Source organism: Escherichia coli DSM 30083 = JCM 1649 = ATCC 11775 (assembly GCF_003697165.2).
GTDB lineage: Bacteria > Pseudomonadota > Gammaproteobacteria > Enterobacterales > Enterobacteriaceae > Escherichia > Escherichia coli.
In genome coordinates this window covers 4882182-4903501 of record NZ_CP033092.2, presented here as the reverse complement: position 1 = coordinate 4903501, position 21320 = coordinate 4882182, and the positions used below count along the sequence as shown (strand labels likewise).

At 49.8% G+C, this 21320-nt stretch carries 21 protein-coding genes; 15 read left to right on the top strand and 6 right to left on the bottom strand.

Annotated features, from left to right (window positions below):
* Positions 1 to 296 precede the first annotated feature (296 nt).
* The 13 genes from EAS44_RS25050 (at position 297) to yieF (ending at position 11489) form a co-directional block, all read left to right on the top strand.
* Positions 297 to 377, top strand: coding sequence for a hypothetical protein (locus tag EAS44_RS25050; protein WP_122083097.1), 81 nt, complete (start codon positions 297 to 299; stop codon positions 375 to 377).
* A gap of 229 nt (positions 378 to 606) precedes the next feature.
* The gene (rpmH, locus tag EAS44_RS25045) at positions 607 to 747 is read left to right on the top strand and encodes a 50S ribosomal protein L34 (RefSeq protein ID WP_000831330.1); all 141 of its coding nucleotides are present in this window, start codon (positions 607 to 609) and stop codon (positions 745 to 747) included.
* A gap of 16 nt (positions 748 to 763) precedes the next feature.
* Positions 764 to 1123 carry a ribonuclease P protein component gene (rnpA, locus tag EAS44_RS25040; RefSeq protein WP_000239730.1) on the top strand — a complete coding sequence of 120 codons (360 nt, stop codon included), beginning with the start codon at positions 764 to 766 and terminating at the stop codon, positions 1121 to 1123.
* Positions 1087 to 1344 carry a membrane protein insertion efficiency factor YidD gene (gene yidD / locus EAS44_RS25035; RefSeq protein WP_001307474.1) on the top strand — a complete coding sequence of 86 codons (258 nt, stop codon included), beginning with the start codon at positions 1087 to 1089 and terminating at the stop codon, positions 1342 to 1344. Before rnpA ends, yidD begins: the two co-directional genes overlap by 37 nt.
* 2 nt (positions 1345 to 1346) lie before the next feature.
* Positions 1347 to 2993: a membrane protein insertase YidC gene (gene yidC, locus EAS44_RS25030; protein ID WP_000378258.1), complete on the top strand. Its 1647-nt coding sequence runs from the start codon at positions 1347 to 1349 to the stop codon at positions 2991 to 2993.
* 105 nt (positions 2994 to 3098) lie between these two features.
* Positions 3099 to 4463 carry a tRNA uridine-5-carboxymethylaminomethyl(34) synthesis GTPase MnmE gene (gene mnmE / locus EAS44_RS25025; RefSeq protein WP_001282368.1) on the top strand — a complete coding sequence of 455 codons (1365 nt, stop codon included), beginning with the start codon at positions 3099 to 3101 and terminating at the stop codon, positions 4461 to 4463.
* A 241-nt stretch (positions 4464 to 4704) separates the two neighbouring features.
* Entirely contained in the window at positions 4705 to 4779 is a 75-nt protein-coding gene (gene tnaC, locus EAS44_RS25020) for a tryptophanase leader peptide (protein WP_001364348.1), read from the top strand.
* 220 nt (positions 4780 to 4999) lie between these two features.
* Complete coding sequence (gene tnaA, locus EAS44_RS25015; protein WP_001295247.1) at positions 5000 to 6415, top strand: tryptophanase; 1416 nt, start codon at positions 5000 to 5002, stop codon at positions 6413 to 6415.
* Between the two features lie 91 nt (positions 6416 to 6506).
* Positions 6507 to 7754: a low affinity tryptophan permease TnaB gene (gene tnaB / locus EAS44_RS25010; protein WP_000132074.1), complete on the top strand. Its 1248-nt coding sequence runs from the start codon at positions 6507 to 6509 to the stop codon at positions 7752 to 7754.
* A gap of 131 nt (positions 7755 to 7885) precedes the next feature.
* Positions 7886 to 9061, top strand: coding sequence for a multidrug efflux MFS transporter MdtL (gene mdtL, locus EAS44_RS25005; RefSeq protein ID WP_000085964.1), 1176 nt, complete (start codon positions 7886 to 7888; stop codon positions 9059 to 9061).
* Positions 9036 to 9995 carry an HTH-type transcriptional regulator YidZ gene (gene yidZ / locus EAS44_RS25000; protein ID WP_000748504.1) on the top strand — a complete coding sequence of 320 codons (960 nt, stop codon included), beginning with the start codon at positions 9036 to 9038 and terminating at the stop codon, positions 9993 to 9995. Before mdtL ends, yidZ begins: the two co-directional genes overlap by 26 nt.
* A 156-nt stretch (positions 9996 to 10151) precedes the next feature.
* Complete coding sequence (yieE, locus tag EAS44_RS24995) at positions 10152 to 10901, top strand: 4'-phosphopantetheinyl transferase family protein (RefSeq protein ID WP_001350840.1); 750 nt, start codon at positions 10152 to 10154, stop codon at positions 10899 to 10901.
* A gap of 21 nt (positions 10902 to 10922) precedes the next feature.
* A complete protein-coding gene (yieF, locus tag EAS44_RS24990) occupies positions 10923 to 11489 on the top strand; it encodes a class I chromate reductase YieF (RefSeq protein ID WP_001291255.1) in 567 nt (188 codons plus the stop codon).
* A 52-nt stretch (positions 11490 to 11541) separates the two neighbouring features.
* Here the strand turns inward: yieF and adeP are convergent, their stop codons facing one another.
* Positions 11542 to 12879, bottom strand: coding sequence for an adenine permease AdeP (gene adeP, locus EAS44_RS24985; RefSeq protein WP_000082693.1), 1338 nt, complete (start codon positions 12877 to 12879; stop codon positions 11542 to 11544).
* Positions 12880 to 13045: 166 nt separating this feature from the next.
* Between adeP and yieH the strand changes: the two genes are divergently transcribed.
* A complete protein-coding gene (yieH, locus tag EAS44_RS24980; protein WP_000078058.1) occupies positions 13046 to 13711 on the top strand; it encodes a 6-phosphogluconate phosphatase in 666 nt (221 codons plus the stop codon).
* 66 nt (positions 13712 to 13777) lie between these two features.
* Positions 13778 to 14251, top strand: a complete 474-nt coding sequence (cbrB, locus tag EAS44_RS24975) for a protein CbrB (RefSeq protein ID WP_000116758.1) — start codon at positions 13778 to 13780, stop codon at positions 14249 to 14251.
* Between the two features lie 81 nt (positions 14252 to 14332).
* Here the strand turns inward: cbrB and yieK are convergent, their stop codons facing one another.
* From yieK to bglF, 5 genes are all read right to left on the bottom strand, one after another.
* A complete protein-coding gene (gene yieK / locus EAS44_RS24970; protein WP_000766886.1) occupies positions 14333 to 15055 on the bottom strand; it encodes a glucosamine-6-phosphate deaminase in 723 nt (240 codons plus the stop codon).
* A 14-nt stretch (positions 15056 to 15069) separates the two neighbouring features.
* Positions 15070 to 16239, bottom strand: a complete 1170-nt coding sequence (gene yieL, locus EAS44_RS24965; protein WP_001350842.1) for an alpha/beta hydrolase — start codon at positions 16237 to 16239, stop codon at positions 15070 to 15072.
* Between the two features lie 26 nt (positions 16240 to 16265).
* The gene (bglH, locus tag EAS44_RS24960; protein ID WP_000489817.1) at positions 16266 to 17882 is read right to left on the bottom strand and encodes a carbohydrate-specific porin BglH; all 1617 of its coding nucleotides are present in this window, start codon (positions 17880 to 17882) and stop codon (positions 16266 to 16268) included.
* Between the two features lie 85 nt (positions 17883 to 17967).
* Entirely contained in the window at positions 17968 to 19362 is a 1395-nt protein-coding gene (bglB, locus tag EAS44_RS24955) for a 6-phospho-beta-glucosidase BglB (RefSeq protein WP_000643257.1), read from the bottom strand.
* Between the two features lie 18 nt (positions 19363 to 19380).
* On the bottom strand, positions 19381 to 21255 hold the full coding sequence (gene bglF / locus EAS44_RS24950) for a PTS beta-glucoside transporter subunit IIABC (RefSeq protein ID WP_000137318.1): 1875 nt from the start codon (positions 21253 to 21255) through the stop codon (positions 19381 to 19383).
* Positions 21256 to 21320: the final 65 nt, after the last annotated feature.

Here is a 21320-nt window from a genome sequence, read left to right as displayed (position 1 = left end):
GGCGGACTCCACTCGAACAAAAGTCGATAATGACTAAGGCTGAAACATTCATGATTGTTGACGTACGTCGAAAAGACCCTGCATGAGGGTGACGCACGAACCGCTGTCTGCGGTTATATGCCCGATCAAGATCCTGCAAAACGATCGGGACCGCGGATCATAGCCTAAACTGCGCAAGAGATCTTCTGTTTCTCACAGATTTTCCCGATTTATCCACAGGATGATCCAGAACTCGCTAAGTGTAAACGATCCTGCCGCGGGCCGGGCACGATTTACGCCGCATATTGGAAAATTTAATGACCATAGACAAAAATTGGCTTAATCGATCTAATAAAGATCCAGAACGATCCTTGCGCTTTACCCGTCAGCCCGTATAATCCTCCACCCGGCGCGCCATGCTGGTTTACACTGGTGTGAGGCCGTACGTTTTCCCCGCGAAAAGGTGCGGAAAAGCGCGGTAAATAAGGAAAGAGAATTGACTCCGGAGTGTACAATTATTACAATCCGGCCTCTTTAATCACCCATGGCTTCGGTGTCCATCGTTTCATTTTTCGGCGGATATCCAATAAAGCCATTGAATTTATTCAAGTTTAGGTAGAAATCGCCATGAAACGCACTTTTCAACCGTCTGTACTGAAGCGCAACCGTTCTCACGGCTTCCGTGCTCGTATGGCTACTAAAAATGGTCGTCAGGTTCTGGCACGTCGTCGTGCTAAAGGCCGCGCTCGTCTGACCGTTTCTAAGTAATAAAGCTAACCCCTGAGTGGTTAAGCTCGCATTTCCCAGGGAGTTACGCTTGTTAACTCCCAGTCAATTCACATTCGTCTTCCAGCAGCCACAACGGGCTGGCACGCCGCAAATTACCATTCTCGGCCGCCTGAATTCGCTGGGGCATCCCCGTATCGGTCTTACAGTCGCCAAGAAAAACGTTCGACGCGCCCATGAACGCAATCGGATTAAACGTCTGACGCGTGAAAGCTTCCGTCTGCGCCAACATGAACTCCCGGCTATGGATTTCGTGGTGGTGGCGAAAAAAGGGGTTGCCGACCTCGATAACCGTGCTCTCTCGGAAGCGTTGGAAAAATTATGGCGCCGCCACTGTCGCCTGGCTCGCGGGTCCTGATAGCCCTCATTCGGGTCTATCAACGCCTGATTAGTCCGCTACTCGGGCCGCATTGTCGTTTCACTCCAACCTGTTCAAGCTACGGAATTGAGGCATTGCGCAGGTTTGGAGTGATAAAAGGCAGTTGGTTGACGGTGAAACGCGTATTAAAATGCCACCCTTTACACCCTGGTGGTGACGATCCCGTCCCGCCCGGACCATTTGATACCAGAGAACACTAACGATGGATTCGCAACGCAATCTTTTAGTCATCGCTTTGCTGTTCGTGTCTTTCATGATCTGGCAAGCCTGGGAGCAGGATAAAAACCCGCAACCTCAGGCCCAACAGACCACGCAGACAACGACCACCGCAGCGGGTAGCGCCGCCGACCAGGGCGTACCGGCCAGTGGCCAGGGGAAACTGATCTCGGTTAAGACCGACGTGCTTGATCTGACCATCAACACCCGCGGTGGTGATGTTGAGCAAGCCCTGCTGCCTGCTTACCCGAAAGAGCTGAACTCTACCCAGCCGTTCCAGCTGCTGGAAACTTCACCGCAGTTTATTTATCAGGCACAGAGCGGTCTGACCGGTCGTGATGGCCCGGATAACCCGGCTAACGGCCCGCGTCCGCTGTATAACGTTGAAAAAGACGCTTATGTGCTGGCTGAAGGTCAAAACGAACTGCAGGTGCCGATGACGTATACCGACGCGGCAGGCAACACGTTTACCAAAACGTTTGTCCTGAAACGTGGTGATTACGCTGTCAACGTCAACTACAACGTGCAGAACGCTGGCGAGAAACCGCTGGAAATCTCCACCTTTGGTCAGTTGAAGCAATCCATCACTCTGCCACCGCATCTCGATACCGGAAGCAGCAACTTCGCACTGCACACCTTCCGTGGTGCGGCGTACTCCACGCCTGACGAGAAGTACGAGAAATACAAGTTCGATACCATTGCCGATAACGAAAACCTGAACATCTCTTCGAAAGGTGGTTGGGTGGCAATGCTGCAACAGTATTTCGCGACGGCGTGGATCCCGCATAACGACGGTACCAACAACTTCTATACCGCTAATCTGGGTAACGGCATCGCCGCTATCGGCTATAAATCTCAGCCGGTACTGGTTCAGCCTGGTCAGACTGGCGCGATGAACAGCACCCTGTGGGTTGGCCCGGAAATTCAGGACAAAATGGCAGCTGTTGCTCCGCACCTGGATCTGACCGTTGATTACGGTTGGTTGTGGTTCATTTCTCAGCCGCTGTTCAAACTGCTGAAATGGATCCATAGCTTTGTGGGTAACTGGGGCTTCTCCATTATCATCATCACCTTTATCGTTCGTGGCATCATGTACCCGCTGACCAAAGCGCAGTACACCTCCATGGCGAAGATGCGTATGCTGCAGCCGAAGATTCAGGCAATGCGTGAGCGTCTGGGCGATGACAAACAGCGCATAAGCCAGGAAATGATGGCGCTGTACAAAGCTGAGAAGGTTAACCCGCTGGGCGGCTGCTTCCCGCTGCTGATCCAGATGCCAATCTTCCTGGCGTTGTACTACATGCTGATGGGTTCCGTTGAACTACGTCAGGCACCGTTTGCACTGTGGATCCACGACCTGTCTGCACAGGACCCGTACTACATCCTGCCGATCCTGATGGGCGTAACGATGTTCTTCATTCAGAAGATGTCGCCGACCACTGTGACCGACCCGATGCAGCAGAAGATCATGACCTTTATGCCGGTCATCTTCACTGTGTTCTTCCTGTGGTTCCCGTCAGGTCTGGTGCTGTACTATATCGTCAGCAACCTGGTAACCATTATTCAGCAGCAGCTGATTTACCGTGGTCTGGAAAAACGTGGCCTGCATAGCCGCGAGAAGAAAAAATCCTGATTCGGTGAGTTTTCGCTAAAATAAGGGCGGTCAGTTGACCGCCTTTTTTCTTTTCGTAGGGCGGATAAGCACCGCACATCCGCCACACAAAGCAACAGGAACATCATGAGCGATAATGACACTATCGTAGCCCAGGCCACGCCTCCGGGACGTGGCGGCGTTGGCATCCTGCGCATCTCCGGCCTCAAAGCCCGTGAAGTTGCCGAAACCGTGCTGGGTAAACTGCCTAAGCCACGCTACGCCGATTATCTTCCGTTTAAAGACGCCGATGGCAGCGTGCTCGATCAGGGGATTGCGCTATGGTTCCCTGGCCCGAACTCGTTCACCGGCGAAGATGTGCTGGAACTGCAAGGTCATGGCGGTCCGGTGATCCTCGACCTGCTGTTAAAACGCATTCTGACCATTCCCGGCCTGCGGATTGCCCGCCCTGGTGAGTTTTCCGAACGCGCATTTCTGAACGATAAACTCGACTTAGCCCAGGCCGAGGCGATTGCGGATCTTATCGACGCCAGCTCGGAACAGGCGGCCCGTTCGGCGCTAAACTCGCTGCAAGGCGCGTTCTCCGCACGGGTCAACCATCTGGTGGAAGCCCTCACCCACTTGCGCATTTACGTCGAAGCGGCAATTGATTTCCCGGATGAAGAGATCGATTTCCTCTCCGACGGCAAAATTGAAGCCCAGCTCAATAACGTAATTGCCGATCTCGACGCGGTACGCGCCGAAGCTCGTCAGGGTAGTTTGTTGCGCGAAGGGATGAAAGTGGTGATTGCCGGACGTCCTAACGCCGGTAAATCGAGCCTGCTGAACGCGCTGGCGGGCCGTGAAGCAGCAATCGTAACCGATATCGCCGGAACCACGCGTGACGTGCTGCGTGAGCATATCCACATTGACGGAATGCCGTTGCATATCATCGATACCGCCGGGCTACGTGAAGCCAGTGACGAAGTTGAACGTATTGGTATCGAGCGCGCATGGCAGGAAATTGAACAGGCAGACCGCGTGCTGTTTATGGTCGATGGCACCACGACAGACGCCGTTGATCCGGCAGAGATCTGGCCGGAATTCATCGCCCGTCTGCCAGCGAAACTGCCGATCACCGTGGTGCGCAATAAAGCCGATATCACCGGCGAAACGTTGGGGATGAGCGAAGTGAACGGTCATGCGTTAATTCGTCTTTCGGCGCGGACTGGCGAAGGCGTGGATGTACTGCGTAACCATCTCAAACAGAGCATGGGCTTTGACACCAATATGGAAGGCGGCTTCCTGGCGCGTCGTCGTCACCTACAGGCGCTGGAACAGGCGGCAGAGCATTTGCAGCAAGGTAAAGCGCAACTGTTAGGTGCCTGGGCGGGTGAACTGCTGGCGGAAGAGTTGCGCCTGGCGCAGCAGAACTTAAGCGAGATCACCGGGGAATTTACTTCAGACGACCTACTGGGGCGGATTTTCTCCAGCTTCTGTATCGGTAAGTAACCGCGCTTGCGAAGCCGCATTCTGACTGTCAGATGCGGCTTCGCTTCATTGTTAGCACTCCTGTTATTCCTCAACCCTTTTTTAAACATTAAAATTCTTACGTAATTTATAATCTTTAAAAAAGATATTTAATATTGCGTCCCGAACGATTGTGATTCGATTCACATTTAAACAATTTCAGAATAGACAAATTCCTTGAGTATTATACTGTAGCCTCGTGTCTTTCGAGGATAAGTGCATTATGAATATCTTACATATATGTGTGACCTCAAAATGGTTTAATATTGACAACAAGATTGTCGATCACCGCCCTTGATTTGCCCTTCTGTAGCCATCACCAGAGCCAAACCGATTAGATTCAATGTGATCTATTTGTTTGCTATATCTTAATTTTGCCTTTTACAAAGGCCATCTCTCGTTTATTTGCTTGTTTTAGTAAATGATGGTACTTGCATATATATCTGGCGAATTAATGAATATTGCAAATGTAATATTCACAGGGATCACTGTAATTAAAATAAATGAAGGATTATGTAATGGAAAACTTTAAACATCTCCCTGAACCGTTCCGCATTCGTGTTATTGAGCCAGTAAAACGTACCACTCGCGCTTATCGTGAAGAGGCAATTATTAAATCCGGTATGAACCCGTTCTTGCTGGATAGCGAAGATGTGTTTATCGATTTACTGACCGACAGCGGCACCGGGGCGGTGACGCAGAGTATGCAGGCCGCGATGATGCGTGGCGACGAAGCCTACAGCGGCAGCCGCAGCTACTACGCGTTAGCCGAGTCAGTGAAAAATATCTTTGGTTATCAATACACTATTCCGACTCACCAGGGCCGTGGTGCAGAGCAAATCTATATTCCGGTACTGATTAAAAAACGCGAGCAGGAAAAAGGCCTGGATCGCAGCAAAATGGTGGCGTTCTCTAACTATTTCTTTGATACCACGCAGGGCCATAGCCAGATTAACGGCTGTACCGTGCGTAACGTCTATATCAAAGAAGCCTTCGATACTGGCGTGCGTTACGACTTTAAAGGCAACTTTGACCTTGAGGGATTAGAACGCGGTATTGAAGAAGTTGGCCCGAATAACGTGCCGTATATCGTTGCAACCATCACCAGTAACTCCGCAGGTGGTCAGCCGGTTTCACTGGCAAACTTAAAAGCGATGTACAGCATCGCGAAGAAATACGATATTCCGGTGGTCATGGACTCCGCACGCTTTGCCGAAAACGCCTATTTCATCAAGCAGCGTGAAGCAGAATACAAAGACTGGACCATCGAGCAGATCACCCGCGAAACCTACAAATATGCCGATATGCTGGCGATGTCCGCCAAGAAAGATGCGATGGTGCCGATGGGCGGCCTGCTGTGCATGAAAGACGACAGCTTCTTTGATGTGTATACCGAATGCAGAACCCTTTGCGTGGTGCAGGAAGGCTTCCCGACATATGGCGGCCTGGAAGGCGGCGCTATGGAGCGTCTGGCGGTAGGTCTGTATGACGGCATGAATCTGGACTGGCTGGCTTATCGTATCGCGCAGGTGCAGTATCTGGTCGATGGTCTGGAAGAGATTGGCGTTGTCTGTCAGCAGGCGGGCGGTCACGCGGCATTCGTTGATGCAGGTAAACTGTTGCCGCATATCCCGGCAGATCAGTTCCCGGCACAGGCGCTGGCCTGCGAGCTGTATAAAGTCGCCGGTATCCGTGCGGTAGAAATTGGCTCTTTCCTGTTAGGCCGCGATCCGAAAACCGGTAAACAACTGCCATGCCCGGCTGAACTGCTGCGTTTAACCATTCCGCGCGCAACATATACTCAAACACATATGGACTTCATTATTGAAGCCTTTAAACATGTGAAAGAGAACGCGGCGAATATTAAAGGGTTAACCTTTACCTACGAACCGAAAGTATTGCGTCACTTCACCGCAAAACTGAAAGAAGTTTAATTAAAACACTCAGAGTGGCTATAAGGATGTTAGCCACTCTATTACCCTACATCCTCAATAACAAAAATAGCCTTCCTCTAAAGGTGGCATCATGACTGATCAATCAGAAAAAAAACACTCTGCATTTTGGGGTGTTATGGTTATAGCCGGTACAGTAATTGGCGGTGGGATGTTTGCTTTACCTGTTGACCTTGCCGGAGCCTGGTTTTTTTGGGGCGCTTTTATTCTTATTATCGCCTGGTTTTCAATGTTACATTCAGGGCTATTATTATTAGAAGCAAACTTAAATTATCCCGTCGGATCCAGTTTTAACACCATCACCAAAGATTTAATCGGTAACACCTGGAACATTATCAGCGGTATTACCGTTGCCTTCGTTCTCTATATCCTCACTTATGCCTATATCTCTGCTAATGGTGCGATCATTAGTGAAACGATATCAATGAATTTGGGCTATCACGCTAATCCACGTATTGTCGGGATCTGCACTGCCATTTTCGTTGCCAGCGTATTGTGGATAAGTTCGTTAGCCGCCAGTCGTATTACCTCATTGTTCCTTGGGCTGAAGATTATCTCCTTTGTAATTGTTTTTGGTTCTTTCTTCTTCCAGGTCGATTACTCCATTCTGCGCGATTCCACCAGCACCACTGCGGGGACGTCTTACTTCCCGTATATCTTTATGGCTTTGCCGGTGTGTCTGGCGTCATTTGGTTTCCACGGCAATATTCCCAGCCTGATTATTTGCTATGGAAAACGCAAAGACAAACTAATCAAAAGCGTGGTTTTCGGTTCGCTGCTGGCGCTGGTGATTTATCTCTTCTGGCTCTATTGCACGATGGGGAATATCCCGCGAGAAAGCTTTAAGGCGATAATCTCCTCAGGCGGCAACGTTGATTCGCTGGTGAAATCGTTCCTCGGCACCAAACAGCACGGGATTATCGAGTTTTGCCTGCTGGTGTTCTCCAACTTAGCTGTTGCCAGCTCGTTTTTTGGTGTCACGCTGGGATTGTTCGATTATCTGGCGGATCTGTTTAAGATTGATAACTCCCACGCCGGGCGTTTCAAAACCGTGCTGTTAACCTTCCTGCCACCTGCTTTGTTGTATCTGATCTTCCCGAACGGCTTCATTTACGGGATCGGCGGTGCCGGACTGTGTGCCACCATCTGGGCGGTAATAATTCCTGCTGTACTGGCAATCAAAGCCCGCAAGAAGTTTCCCAATCAGATGTTCACGGTCTGGGGCGGCAATCTTATTCCGGCGATTGTCATTCTCTTTGGCATAACCGTAATTTTATGCTGGTTCGGTAACGTCTTTAACGTGTTACCTAAATTTGGCTAAATCCTTCAGGAAGCCAGCCATTCGCTGGCTTCTTGCCTGTCAGGAAATCACTTATGTCCAAATGGCAACTCGCCTGATTCTCCTTCACCACGTATGCTTTGCGTCACCTTACTATCAGGACGCTTTAGCCCATGTCCCGCTTTTTGATTTGTAGTTTTGCCCTGGTTTTACTTTATCCCGCAGGGATTGATATGTACCTCGTTGGTTTACCGCGCATCGCCGCCGATCTCAATGCCAGCGAAGCGCAGTTGCATATTGCGTTCTCCGTTTATCTGGCGGGGATGGCGGCTGCGATGTTATTTGCCGGTAAAGTGGCCGATCGTTCAGGGAGAAAGCCTGTCGCCATACCCGGCGCGGCGCTATTTATTATCGCCTCGGTGTTCTGTTCACTGGCTGAAACCAGCGCGTTATTTCTTGCAGGGCGATTTCTACAGGGACTGGGCGCGGGCTGTTGTTACGTAGTGGCGTTCGCCATTTTGCGCGACACGCTGGATGATCGACGTCGGGCTAAAGTGCTGTCGTTACTCAACGGCATTACCTGCATCATTCCGGTGTTAGCGCCGGTGCTCGGACACCTGATTATGCTTAAATTCCCTTGGCAGAGTCTGTTCTGGACGATGGCAACGATGGGCATCGCGTTACTGATGTTGTCTTTGTTTATTTTAAAAGAAACGCGCCCTGCGGCCCCCACAACTTCGGACAAACCACGAGAAAATAGCGAGTCACTGCTTAATCGGTTTTTCCTCAGCCGTGTTGTTATCACCACCCTCAGCGTTTCGGTGATCCTCACCTTCGTCAACACGTCGCCAGTATTGCTGATGGAAATCATGGGTTTTGAGCGCGGAGAATACGCCACCATTATGGCGTTGACCGCTGGCGTCAGCATGACCGTTTCATTCTCCACGCCGTTTGCGCTGGGAATTTTTAAGCCACGTACGTTGATGATCACCTCACAGGTGTTATTCCTGGCGGCGGGGATCACCCTTGCCGTTTCACCTTCCCATGCGGTTTCGCTGTTTGGTATCACGCTGATTTGCGCCGGTTTCTCGGTAGGTTTTGGTGTGGCGATGAGTCAGGCGTTAGGGCCGTTTTCATTACGCGCGGGCGTAGCCAGCTCGACCTTAGGTATTGCGCAAGTTTGCGGTTCGTCACTGTGGATTTGGCTGGCGGCGGTGGTTGGTATCGGCGCATGGAATATGCTGATCGGGATTCTGATTGCCTGTAGCATAGTGAGCCTGTTGCTGATTATGTTCGTCGCGCCTGGACGCCCCGTTGCCGCTCATGAAGAAATCCATCACCACGCTTGATCTCAATCTGCTGCTCTGTCTGCAACTGCTGATGCAGGAGCGCAGCGTGACCAAAGCGGCGAAGCGGATGAACGTGACCCCTTCGGCGGTGAGTAAGTCGCTGGCAAAGTTAAGAGCGTGGTTTGACGACCCGCTCTTTGTGAACTCACCGCTGGGCCTGTCTCCCACACCGCTAATGGTCAGCATGGAGCAAAATCTGGCGGAATGGATGCAAATGAGCAATCAGTTGCTGGACAAACCACTCCACGAAACGCCGCGCGGTCTTAAGTTCGAACTGGCGGCGGAATCGCCGCTGATGATGATCATGCTTAATGCGCTGTCGAAACGGATCTACCAACGATACCCGCAGGCGACCATCAAATTACGTAACTGGGATTACGATTCCTTAGATGCCATTACTCGTGGTGAAGTGGATATTGGTTTTTCCGGTCGCGAAAGTCATCCCCGTTCGCGGGAGCTGTTAAGCTCGCTACCGTTAGCCATTGATTATGAAGTGCTGTTTAGTGATGTGCCCTGCGTCTGGTTACGCAAAGATCATCCGGCACTGCATGAAGCATGGAATCTGGACACCTTTTTACGTTATCCGCATATCAGCATTTGCTGGGAACAGAGCGATACCTGGGCGCTGGACAATGTGTTACAGGAGCTGGGGCGCGAACGCACGATTGCTATGAGCCTGCCGGAATTCGAGCAGTCACTGTTTATGGCAGCACAGCCCGACAATCTGCTACTGGCGACCGCGCCGCGCTACTGCCAGTACTACAATCAACTCCACCAACTGCCGTTGGTTGCTCTTCCTCTCCCGTTTGATGAAAGCCAGCAAAAAAAGCTGGAAGTCCCTTTTACCCTTCTGTGGCATAAACGGAACAGCCGTAATCCGAAGATCGTCTGGTTACGGGAAACCATTAAAAATCTTTACGCGTCGATGGCATAACCGAATCGTATGAAACGCGACCCAATTTCACAATGAAATGTAAAAAAGTTGTAATAAACTTATCTGAATCGAACTTTTAGCCGCTTTAGTCTGTCCATCATTCCAGTAAATGATTACTCTTGTATTCATAATGGACCATTAAGCATGGAGCGAAAAATGGCGACTCACTTTGCCCGAGGGATTTTAACGGAAGGACATCTGATTTCTGTTCGTCTCCCCTCCCTGTGTCATCAAGAAGCCCGAAACATTCCCCCTCATCGTCAAAGCCGTTTTCTGGCGTCCAGAGGTTTACTCGCAGAACTGATGTTCATGCTGTATGGCATTGGCGAATTGCCGGAAATCGTCACCCTGCCGAAAGGAAAACCGGTTTTCAGCGATAAAAATTTGCCTTCGTTTTCTGTTTCCTATGCCGGGAATATGGTCGGCGTGGCGTTAACAACCGAAGGTGAATGTGGCCTCGATATGGAACTACAGCGTGCGACACGCGGGTTTCATAGCCCACACGCGCCCGATAACCACACCTTTTCCAGCAATGAATCGCTATGGATCAGTAAACAAAACGATCCTAACGAAGCGCGGGCGCAGCTCATCACGCTGCGCCGAAGCGTGCTAAAACTAACCGGTGATGTTTTGAATGACGATCCGCGCGATCTGCAACTACTGCCCATTGCCGGACGCCTGAAATGTGCTCATGTAAATCATGTAGAAGCGTTATGCGACGCGGAGGACGTGCTGGTGTGGTCCGTGGCGGTCACGCCCACGATTGAAAAGCTCAGTGTCTGGGAGTTAGATGGCAAACATGGCTGGAAAAGCCTGCCCGATATTCACAGCCGCGCCAACAATCCTACCAGCCGGATGATGCGTTTTGCCCAGCTCTCTACCGTGAAGGCTTTTTCGCCAAATTGATAGACAACCACAGGAGTCATCATGTCTGAAAAATTGCAGGTGGTTACGTTACTGGGGAGCCTGCGCAAAGGCTCATTTAATGGCATGGTTGCACGTACCCTGCCGAAAATTGCTCCGGCGAGCATGGAAATCAATGCGTTACCTTCCATTGCCGACATTCCCCTGTATGACGCTGACGTACAGCAGGAAGACGGTTTTCCAGCAACAGTTGAAGCTCTGGCGGAACAGATCCGTCAGGCTGACGGTGTGGTAATCGTCACGCCGGAATATAACTACTCGGTACCGGGTGGGCTGAAAAATGCCATCGACTGGCTTTCCCGCCTGCCGGATCAACCGCTGGCAGGTAAACCGGTATTGATTCAGACCAGCTCAATGGGCGTGATTGGCGGCGCGCGCTGTCAGTATCACCTGCGCCAGATTCTGGTTTTCCTCGATACAATGGTGATGAACAAGCCAGAATTTATGGGCGGCGTGATTCAGAACAAAGTTGATCCGCAAACCGGGGAAGTGATTGATCAGGGTACGCTGGACCACCTGACCGGGCAATTGACCGCATTTGGTGAGTTTATTCAGCGAGTTAAGATCTAAATAAAAACCCGCCAGCAATCATGCATGGCGGGTTTTTAACGCGCTATCGATTTTAGTGAGCGTCGATAAAGACAATCTTCAGGATAAACAGCAGCGCAACGATGATTACGCACGGGCTAAGGTCACGCAGACGTCCGGTACCAATCTTCATCACGCAGTAGGAGATAAAGCCCAGCGCGATACCTTCAGTAATCGAGAAGCTGAACGGCATCATCACAGCGGTAATAAACGCCGGAACAGATTCAGTAAGATCCTGCCAGTTCACGCGAGCAAGACTTGAGGTCATCAACACTCCAACGTAAATCAGCGCACCAGCTGCAGCGTAGCCTGGCACCATCCCCGCCAGCGGCGACAGGAAGATAACCAGCAGGAACAGCAGACCAACAACCACTGCCGTCAGACCGGTACGACCGCCAACGGAAACGCCGGAAGAAGACTCGATATACGCCGTAACAGAAGAAGTCCCGATAAACGAACCGGTCACGGAAGAGATGCTGTCGACATACAGTGCCTGCTTCATGCGCGGGAATTTACCTTTTTCATCCGCCAGTCCTGCTTTATCGGTCACGCCAATCAGTGTACCGGAGGAGTCAAACAGGTTGACCAGCATGAAAGAGAAAATCACCCCTGCCAGCCCGAGGTTAAACGACCCGGCTAAATCTACATGACCCACGACAGTCATTACGCTCGGCGGCGCAGAAACGATGCCATTGTAGTGGACATCACCCAGCATCCAGCCCAGCAGCGTCGTCACCACGATGGAAACCAGCACCGCCGCGTGAATGTTGCGTGAGGCCAGAATAGCAATGATGAAGAAGCCGAGGATCCCCAGCAGTACGCTGTGAGAAGTCAGATTACCGATGCTCACCAGCGTTTCCGGGTTAGCGACAATCACACCTGCATTCTTCAGTCCCATCATGCCAATAAACAGGCCGATACCGCTGGTAATGCCCACACGCAGACTCACCGGAATGTTGGCTATCATCCAGTAGCGAACGCGGAAAATCGTCAGTAACAGCAGACCAATCGCGCCCCAGAAGATTGCGCCCATCCCGACCTGCCACGGCAAGCCCATCGCCTGCACAACCACAAAAGCGAAGAACGCATTCAGGCCCATTGCCGGTGCCAGTGCAACTGGCAGGTTAGCAAACAGCCCCATCATAATACTGCCGAATGCAGCAATCAGACAGGTCGTGACGAAGACGGCGCTGGTATCCATGCCAGCAACGCCAAGAATTTGCGGGTTAACAAAAACGATGTAAACCATCGTCAGGAAGGTGGTAAAACCGGCGATCACTTCGGTCCGTGCCGTCGTGCCATGTTCGCGCAGTTTAAACACGCGTTCCAGCATCCCCTGGCCAGAAGCCTGGGTTGTGTGTTGTTGACTCATTATCTATTTCCGAACAAGGAGGGAAAATCCGTCGCTATCGTATACCAAAATGAGACAATATGGACGGCTGAATATAACTTTTTTTCATTGTATTTGCTTATACGGCAACGATTGCGTCATGCGAATTGGCATGACGAAAACGTTAAACTAACGATAAAGGAAAGACATGTCCCAGATAGAAGCGGTATTTTTCGACTGCGACGGTACGCTGGTCGATAGCGAGGTCATTTGCTCTCGCGCCTATGTCACGATGTTCAGGGAATTTGGCATTCACGTTGACCTGGAAGAGATTTTTACCCGTTTTAAAGGCGTAAAACTCTACGAAATCATCGACATCATCAGTAAAGAACAGGGCGTGACGATGGTCCAGGCCGATGCCGAGCACGTTTACCGCGCAGAAGTAGCACGTCTGTTTGATACCGAACTTGAGGACATCGCAGGAGCGAACGAATTGCTGGCAAGCATTAACGTGCCGATGTGCGTCGTCTCTAACGGTCCGGTCAGCAAAATGCAGCATTCGCTTGGTAAGCTCAACATGCTGCACTACTTCCCGGAAAAACTGTTCAGCGGCTATGATATCCAGCGTTGGAAGCCCGATCCGGCATTAATGTTCCATGCGGCAAAAGCGATGAATGTGAACGTTGAAAACTGCATTCTGGTCGATGACTCCAGCGCAGGTGCGCAATCAGGGATAGATGCCGGAATGGAAGTGTTTTACTTCTGCGCTGACCCGCACAATAAACCGATCGTTCACCCGAAAGTCACCACCTTTACCCATCTTTCGCAATTACCGGAACTGTGGAAGGCGCGTGGTTGGGATATTACGGCATAGTTATTCACACTCCCTTCACTTACTCCACTTAAATTGGCACGCAAAGGTAAGTAAAGGGAGTTTGATATGTCTGTTTCACGTCGGGTAATTCATCACGGACTGTATTTTGCGGTTTTAGGGCCGTTAATTGGTGTTCTGTTTCTTGTCCTCTACATATTCTTCGCAAAAGAACCGCTGATTCTTTTGGTAATAATACAGGTACTTCCATTGTTTCTCTTAATGTCGATAACTACGGGAGCTATTCCTGCAATGTTAACTGGCGTAATGGTCGCCTGTCTGCCGGAAAAGATCGGGTCACAGAAACGTTATCGTTGTCTGGTTGGCGGCATAGGTGGAGTCGTTATCACCGAGATCTATTGCGCTGTTATCGTACATATTAAGGACATGGCTTCCTCAGCGTTGTTTGAAAACATTCTTTCTGGTGAAAATCTCGTTGTCCGCATCATCCCAGCATTGCTGGCAGGCGTAGTGATGAGCAGAATCATTACACATCTACCCGGATTGGATATTTCATGTCCTGAAACAGACTCTTTAAGCTAAGCGGAATGCTTTATCTATTTGTCATTAAATGTTGGAGAACAGGCCGGAGCGTAATTCACACATCCGGCCTTATTTTTAAGCTTAACCGAGCGCTAATTCTGCGGCAGCGGCTTTATCAGCGATTACCATCAGCGAAGGATGCAGCTGCAACACGGAAGCTGGAACATCTTCGGTAACCGGACCTTGCAGAACATTTTTCAGTGCCTGCGCTTTACCTGCGCCACTGACAATTATCAGCAAGTTTTTCGCCGCCATGATGCTTTTCGGCCCCATCGTCACGTAGCTGTCAGGCACTAATGAAAAGTCGCCGCCCAACTCGCCATGCGCCACAATATCAACCATCTCTCCCTGGATCGGGAACTCCACGGTTTGCTCATGGAAATGGGTCGTATTTGGCAGATTGCCACAAAAATGACCATCTACACCTAATCCCAACACCACCAAATCCAGGCCGCCTTCACGCGCCAGTTTCTGATCATGCTCGCGGTAGTTATCAATAGTGAGCTTCTGGATATTCTCTTCTTTGATCCCCGCAGGGGTGAAAAACAGATTACGCAGATTGGTAATCGTTACGCCTTCTCCCTCTTTGCCGCGAAATGGAATTTCATCGAAATTATAGAAATAGCAGTTATCGTACCAGGGCTTACCTTTAACCAGAGTGATGAGATATTCGTACATGCCTTTGGGCGTGCTCCCGGCGGTAATTGCCAGGTTAACACGACGCGTCTTCGACATATAACCAAGCAGATGGTGTGCCGCGACACGGCTCATTTCCTGGTAATCTTCGGTAATGATTAATTTCATCTTAATGCCTTATATTATTTGAATAATTTCTGTACGAAGGCTGCATAGGCAGGCCGCCAGACATCCATTTCATGGTTCAGACCGGGATATTCCTGGTAATCAAACTTAATTTTTTTCTGCTCAAGCTCAGTTTTCAGCCCGACGATATCCTTGCCGGTTACAACATCTTTATCCCCAACAACCACAGTAAAATTACGTAGTTGCTGGTTAATAGCTGCCGGCTCGTTCAGCCGGGCAGCGACACCTTCATCCGGTACGGTTGTCGTGGTAACACCACTGAATGTGGCCAGCCAGCCAAAGCTTTCCAGATGATTCATTCCGGAAACCAGCGCCTGGTACCCGCCTTGTGAAAGCCCCGCCAGCGCGCGGCCATCGGCATCTTTACGGACATTAAAACGCTTGCTAATCAGCGGGATAATATCGTTCATCAGTTCGCGATCTGCCGCTTTAGCATTCAGTGGATAAAAGACTTTACGTCTTTCCTGAGGCACGAAATCTTCGGGAATAATGCCCTTCGCATCGGTTTCGGTATCAGGGATCACCACCAGCATCGGTTTAATTTTCCCTTCAGCCAGCAGGTTATCCATGATTTGCGGGATACGCCCCTGATCGATAGCGGAACGTCCGGTATCACCAAAACCGTGATAGAAATAGAGCACTGGCAAAGGCTCGCCCATGCCGGAGTATCCTGGCGGGGTCCAGACATACATCTGACGTTCGGATTGCAATGCGCTGGAGTGGTAAGTTATGGTGATCAAATCACCATGCGCAACAGAACGCGTATCCAGATAACTGCCTGGCACCAGAATCATACTGGAGTTAACCTGGCGCTGAGGTTTAGTCATTGCTGTACCTGTATCAATGCTGCGTACACCATCAACATTGAAAAAATATTCGTACAGGTTGCCTTTCAGGACAGGTGTGCGCCACGACCAGACTCCCGCTTCGTCTTTGGTCATCGGGTGAATATTATCCGGAACCGGAACACCCACCACTACGGAGACATTTTTTGCCCCAGGGGCAAAGTAGCGAAAGGTCACGCTGTTATCGGCATTGACCTGAGTCACATACTGTTTAACCGGAATAGTGGGTGCCGGGCTGGCTGGCATATCCGCTGCTATGGCCCACTGAGCAGAAATACCGCTGGCAATAGCCAGCGTTAAAGCAGCAATTTTTATATTCATCGTAATATTCCTTTCATTAAGTTCCATTACCACCAGATTTCAGCCTGGGCACCGACAGCAAACTGGTCGTCTTTATTGTCTTCAAAGGTGAAGCCATCCAGTTCGTTTTCCAGGGCTTTGATATACGTGGCGTAGAAACGAATTTCCGGGCGCGAGGTCAACATACTGGTATTGACTTTAAAGGTATGGAAGAGCGTGGTTTTATAACCAGACTCATTAAATTTATTACTATTCGCATCTTTGTTTTGCTGGGTGAAATAGCCCAACTCAACACCTGTCTGGTTATATTGGTCCCAAATATAGGCCGGGCGAACAACCGCACGAATAGATTCGAAATCAGAGTGTGCGCCTGTTTCGTAGCTATAAATATCGTTACCGAAGGAGTAAACAATCGCGTTAGCCACAATAAAATGATCGCCGATATAGGCTTCGCCCTGCGAAGTCAGACGAACTGCTGTTCCGCCGGTGTGATAACCATAATAACGACCATTAAAGGTGGTAAATGGACTTGCGCCAGCATAACGGCCAAAGTTACTGGCGATAGAGTTATTCGCGACCAGGAAGGAGAATTCGTTGAAGCCACCTTTATCAAATTTCTGCGTTAAAGATGTGCCAAACATCCAGGTATCTTTCCAGTCATAATACCCGTTATTATCCTGATTATCTTTTTCCGATGCGCTTTCGTTTGCCGTGACATAACGACCACTCACCATTAAGGTGACTTTATCCCATAACGGGATATCTTTATAGCGTAAATCAATGGTATTGGTATTAATCTGCTGTTTGTTTTGCAGGCTGCGATCGTAATCATCGACATCTTCGCGAACCAGCGCGATATCAATTTTACCCGGACCGACTTTCCAGTTTTCCAGACCTACACCTGCGGCAGCATCGGTACGCTGCGTTTTCCAGTCAAGCATCTGGATTTCAATTTTCGGCGCACCGTGTTTACCCACCCAGAAATCAGCCTCTGGCGCAAAGGGCAGGAAACCTTTGGTGGTAACGTACATATCAGAGAACTGCATAAAGTTCTCACCACCGGCGTTATCGCCAAACCAGCCAGTAGAGTACTGCTGACCCACGTTACCATCCATCATCACGATGGCATCAACCCGTTTGCCGTTTTCGTTGTAGACACGTTGTTTTAACTGCAAATCAAACCAGCCGGAGTATTCGTTACCAAAGCGGCCCAGAGAACCAATTGCCCATGATTTAGGTGAACCATGAGAGGCTGTTCCCCAACCAGAACGGTAGTAGCCGTTGTAACTAAAGCCGATTTCATCTTTCACAAATTTACTGAAATCTTTCAGAGTCATGGAAGAATAAATCGAGCCTGTCTCACTGGCATTTTTCTCTTCATTTTTAACCAGTACAGCATCAGGCTTTGCGGCACGACTGGTCGGGAATGGATTGGCGGCATACCCTTGATCATTCGTACTTACGCTACGATTCACCGTCGCTGGCGTATACTTTTTCTTCTCTTCATCTTTATATTTTTTCAGTTCGCTTTGCGTTTCTCTTAACGCCTTTTCTAATAGCTCAAGGCGTTGTTCCACTGTTAATGATTCAGCCAATGATTGTGCGGAAAAGGCTAACGGTGCCATTAATAAGATGGCAGAGGTAATAATATTTCGTCTAAACATAATATCCCTTTATGGTGCAAAGAAAGAATTAATGCATCGCATCCAGACTGTTCTGAATGCGACGATAATTAAGGTGCTTTATTGGTTATTTTTTTAATGATAGCCCCCGAGTTTTGATCACTTCTGCATACCATCCGAAGCTTTTCTTGCGCGTTCTTGTGAGGCTTCCTTCACCATTATCATCACGATCCACATAAATAAAGCCGTAGCGCTTAGACATTTGTGAATGAGATGCACTGACTAAATCAATTGGCCCCCAACTGGTGTACCCCATAATATCCACACCATCGGCAATCGCTTCATTTACCTGTACCAGGTGATCGTTTAAATAGGCAATTCGATAATCGTCCTGTATCGAACCATCCACTTCAACGCTGTCTTTTGCGCCTAATCCGTTCTCGACAATAAATAACGGTTTTTGATAACGATCCCAAAGCGTATTTAACAGAATCCGTAATCCAACCGGATCAATTTGCCACCCCCACTCTGAACTTTTCAGATGCGGATTTGGGATCATATTCAGTATGTTGCCCTGCGCATTTTTATTAATGCTTTCGTCGTGGGAAACACAACCGGTCATGTAATAACTAAAAGAGATGAAATCTACGGTATGTTTTAAATCTTCTGCGTCACTTTCAGTCATCTCAATGGTGATATTGTGGTCGCGGAAGAAACGCTGCATATAGCCGGGATACTGACCACGCGCCTGAACATCACCAAAGAACATCCAGCGCCGGTTCTCTTCCATGGCCTGCAACATATCCTGTGGCTGGCAGGTGAGGGGGTAAACCAGCCCACCGAGAAGCATATTGCCAATTTTCGCTTCGGGGATCAGGCTATGACAGGCTTTAACTGCCCGCGCACTGGCAACCAGTTGATGATGGATCGCCTGATAAACTTCCGCCTCGCCACTCTCTTCTGCCAGCCCCACGCCCGTGAATGGCGCGTGTAATGACATGTTGATTTCATTAAATGTCAGCCATAACGCAACTTTATGTTGGTAGCGGGTAAAGACCGTGCGTGCGTAATGCTCGAAGTGATCGATGACCGCCCGATTAGCCCAACCGCCGTAGTTTTTCACCAGCCCATATGGCATTTCGTAATGGGATAACGTTACCAGCGGCTTGATCCCCGCCTGCGCCATTTCATCAAACAGCCGCTCGTAAAACGCTAACCCCGCTTCATTCGGTTCGGCTTCATCGCCCTGAGGAAAAATTCGCGCCCAGGCAATGGAAATACGCAGACAGGTGAAGCCCATCTCGGCAAATAACGCGATATCTTCCGGGTAACGGTGATAAAAATCGATGGCGACATCTTTGATATTCTCTTTCCCCAGGATGCGCGGTTCCATTTTTCCCATTACGCCATGAGGCTGTAAATCTGAGGTCGTGATCCCTTTGCCATCTTCCTGCCAGGCGCCTTCCACCTGATTGGCAGCTGTTGCACCACCCCAAAGAAATGTTTCTGGAAATGCTTTCATAATTAACTCCTTTTATCGTTAGCGAATGATGGATAACAGCGGCTCACCAGCGTTTATCTGCGCCGTGCCGTGGGGTAATACGTCCGTAAAATCATCGCTATTACTGATTAATACCGGCGTCGTCAGATCAAATCCGGCCTCGCGAATAGCAGGGATATCAAAAGAAATCAGCCGATCGCCTGTATTGACCTTGTCACCCACGTTGACGTGAGCGGAAAAGAATTTGCCGTCCAGTTTTACGGTGTCGATACCGACATGAATCAGGATCTCCACGCCATCATCTGACTCAATGCCAATGGCGTGTAATGTGGCGAACAACGAAGCAATTTGCCCCGCCACCGGAGAACGCACTTCACCAACAGAGGGCAGAATGGCAATACCTTTACCCAACAGGCCGCTGGCAAACGTGGTATCAGCGACGTGAATGAGCGGCACAATCTCTCCCGTCATCGGTGAACAGATACCGCCCTGCTCAGGTGTAATAACCTCTGGTGTTTTCTCTTGCTGGGCAACTTGCGCTGGCTGACGTTTAGCGGTGATGAAATGAAACATCACCGTACCGACAAATGCGCAACCGATGGCAATGACACCGCCAATAACGCTGGCCCATACGGTGAAATCAATCCCCGTTGACGGGATGGTTTGCATGAAGGTGAAAATACCTGGCAAACCAAAGGAGTAAACTTTCGTTTGCGCGTAGCCAATGATGGTGGCCCCCAATGCCCCACTTATGCAGGCGATAACGAAGGGGTACTTACGCGGCAGATTGACGCCATATACCGCTGGTTCGGTGATACCAAACAAACCTGTCAACGCCGCTGATCCCGCCACCACTTTTTTCTGCGCATCGCGTTCGCAGAGGAAGACGCCGAGCGCCGCCCCGACTTGCGCCATAATGGCGGGCATTAACAGCGGGATCATGGTGTCGTAGCCCAGCACGGTGAAGTTATTGATAATTAAAGGTATCAAACCCCAATGCAGACCGAACATCACAAAGATTTGCCAGAAACCGCCCATTACCGCGCCTGCAAATGCAGGAACCGCCTGATAAAGCCAGAGATAACCGGCAGCAATCAGTTCACTTATCCAGGTTGATAGCGGCCCCACCAGCAGAAATGTGATGGGCGTGATGACCATCAGACATAGCAAGGGTGTGAAGAAATTTTTGATTGCCGAAGGTAACCATGTATTAAGTCGGCGTTCCAGAATGCTGCACAACCAGGCAGAAAAAATAATGGGAATAACCGATGACGAGTAATTCAACAATGTGACCGGAATACCCAGGAAATCCAGGCCCAGCGCATCCACTTTTTGCCCGTTCTCGAAGGCAGTCAGAATTAATGGATGCACTAACGCTCCGCCAATCACCATGGCAGTAAATGGATTGCCGCTGAAGCGTTTCCCTGCGGTGTAGCCCAGGATTATCGGGAAGAACCAAAACAAGGCATCACTGGCGCTAAATAAAATTAAATAAGTACCACTTTGTTCGGTCGCCCACTGAAAAGTGAGTGCCAGAGCCAACATACCTTTCAGGATCCCGGTTGCCGCCATCAAACCGATCAGAGGCGTAAAAATACCTGAAATAACATAAAAAAAGCGGTTTAACAGATTATCTTTATCATCATTTTCCGGTGCCTGTTGCGCTTTTTCGCCAAGGCCTGCCACGCTGTTAACCGCCAGGAAGACATCGGCCACATGGTTACCTATGACAACCTGAAACTGGCCACCGCTTTCCACCACCATAATAATACCGGGGGTCTTTTTCAGTACCTCAGCTTGCGCTTTGCTTTCATCCTTTAACTTAAAACGTAATCGCGTTGCACAATGCATCAGACTCACAATGTTATCTGCGCCCCCGACTCCTGCGACTATTGTTCTGGCTAACTCCGTCATAACTTGCCCTCTACCGCTTTGCGGCAAAACTCCAAAAAAAAACCTGAAAAAAACGGCCTGACGTG

What these genes read in the sequence shown, in the direction of transcription:
- EAS44_RS25050 (WP_122083097.1), top strand. Translation starts at nt 297, where the DNA reads ATGACCATAGACAAAAATTGGCTTAATCGATCTAATAAAGATCCAGAA.
- rpmH (WP_000831330.1), top strand. Translation starts at nt 607, where the DNA reads ATGAAACGCACTTTTCAACCGTCTGTACTGAAGCGCAACCGTTCTCAC.
- yidD (WP_001307474.1), top strand. Translation starts at nt 1,087, where the DNA reads ATGGCGCCGCCACTGTCGCCTGGCTCGCGGGTCCTGATAGCCCTCATT.
- yidC (WP_000378258.1), top strand. Translation starts at nt 1,347, where the DNA reads ATGGATTCGCAACGCAATCTTTTAGTCATCGCTTTGCTGTTCGTGTCT.
- mnmE (WP_001282368.1), top strand. Translation starts at nt 3,099, where the DNA reads ATGAGCGATAATGACACTATCGTAGCCCAGGCCACGCCTCCGGGACGT.
- tnaA (WP_001295247.1), top strand. Translation starts at nt 5,000, where the DNA reads ATGGAAAACTTTAAACATCTCCCTGAACCGTTCCGCATTCGTGTTATT.
- tnaB (WP_000132074.1), top strand. Translation starts at nt 6,507, where the DNA reads ATGACTGATCAATCAGAAAAAAAACACTCTGCATTTTGGGGTGTTATG.
- mdtL (WP_000085964.1), top strand. Translation starts at nt 7,886, where the DNA reads ATGTCCCGCTTTTTGATTTGTAGTTTTGCCCTGGTTTTACTTTATCCC.
- yidZ (WP_000748504.1), top strand. Translation starts at nt 9,036, where the DNA reads ATGAAGAAATCCATCACCACGCTTGATCTCAATCTGCTGCTCTGTCTG.
- yieE (WP_001350840.1), top strand. Translation starts at nt 10,152, where the DNA reads ATGGCGACTCACTTTGCCCGAGGGATTTTAACGGAAGGACATCTGATT.
- yieF (WP_001291255.1), top strand. Translation starts at nt 10,923, where the DNA reads ATGTCTGAAAAATTGCAGGTGGTTACGTTACTGGGGAGCCTGCGCAAA.
- adeP (WP_000082693.1), bottom strand. Translation starts at nt 12,879, where the DNA reads ATGAGTCAACAACACACAACCCAGGCTTCTGGCCAGGGGATGCTGGAA.
- yieH (WP_000078058.1), top strand. Translation starts at nt 13,046, where the DNA reads ATGTCCCAGATAGAAGCGGTATTTTTCGACTGCGACGGTACGCTGGTC.
- cbrB (WP_000116758.1), top strand. Translation starts at nt 13,778, where the DNA reads ATGTCTGTTTCACGTCGGGTAATTCATCACGGACTGTATTTTGCGGTT.
- yieK (WP_000766886.1), bottom strand. Translation starts at nt 15,055, where the DNA reads ATGAAATTAATCATTACCGAAGATTACCAGGAAATGAGCCGTGTCGCG.
- yieL (WP_001350842.1), bottom strand. Translation starts at nt 16,239, where the DNA reads ATGAATATAAAAATTGCTGCTTTAACGCTGGCTATTGCCAGCGGTATT.
- bglH (WP_000489817.1), bottom strand. Translation starts at nt 17,882, where the DNA reads ATGTTTAGACGAAATATTATTACCTCTGCCATCTTATTAATGGCACCG.
- bglB (WP_000643257.1), bottom strand. Translation starts at nt 19,362, where the DNA reads ATGAAAGCATTTCCAGAAACATTTCTTTGGGGTGGTGCAACAGCTGCC.
- bglF (WP_000137318.1), bottom strand. Translation starts at nt 21,255, where the DNA reads ATGACGGAGTTAGCCAGAACAATAGTCGCAGGAGTCGGGGGCGCAGAT.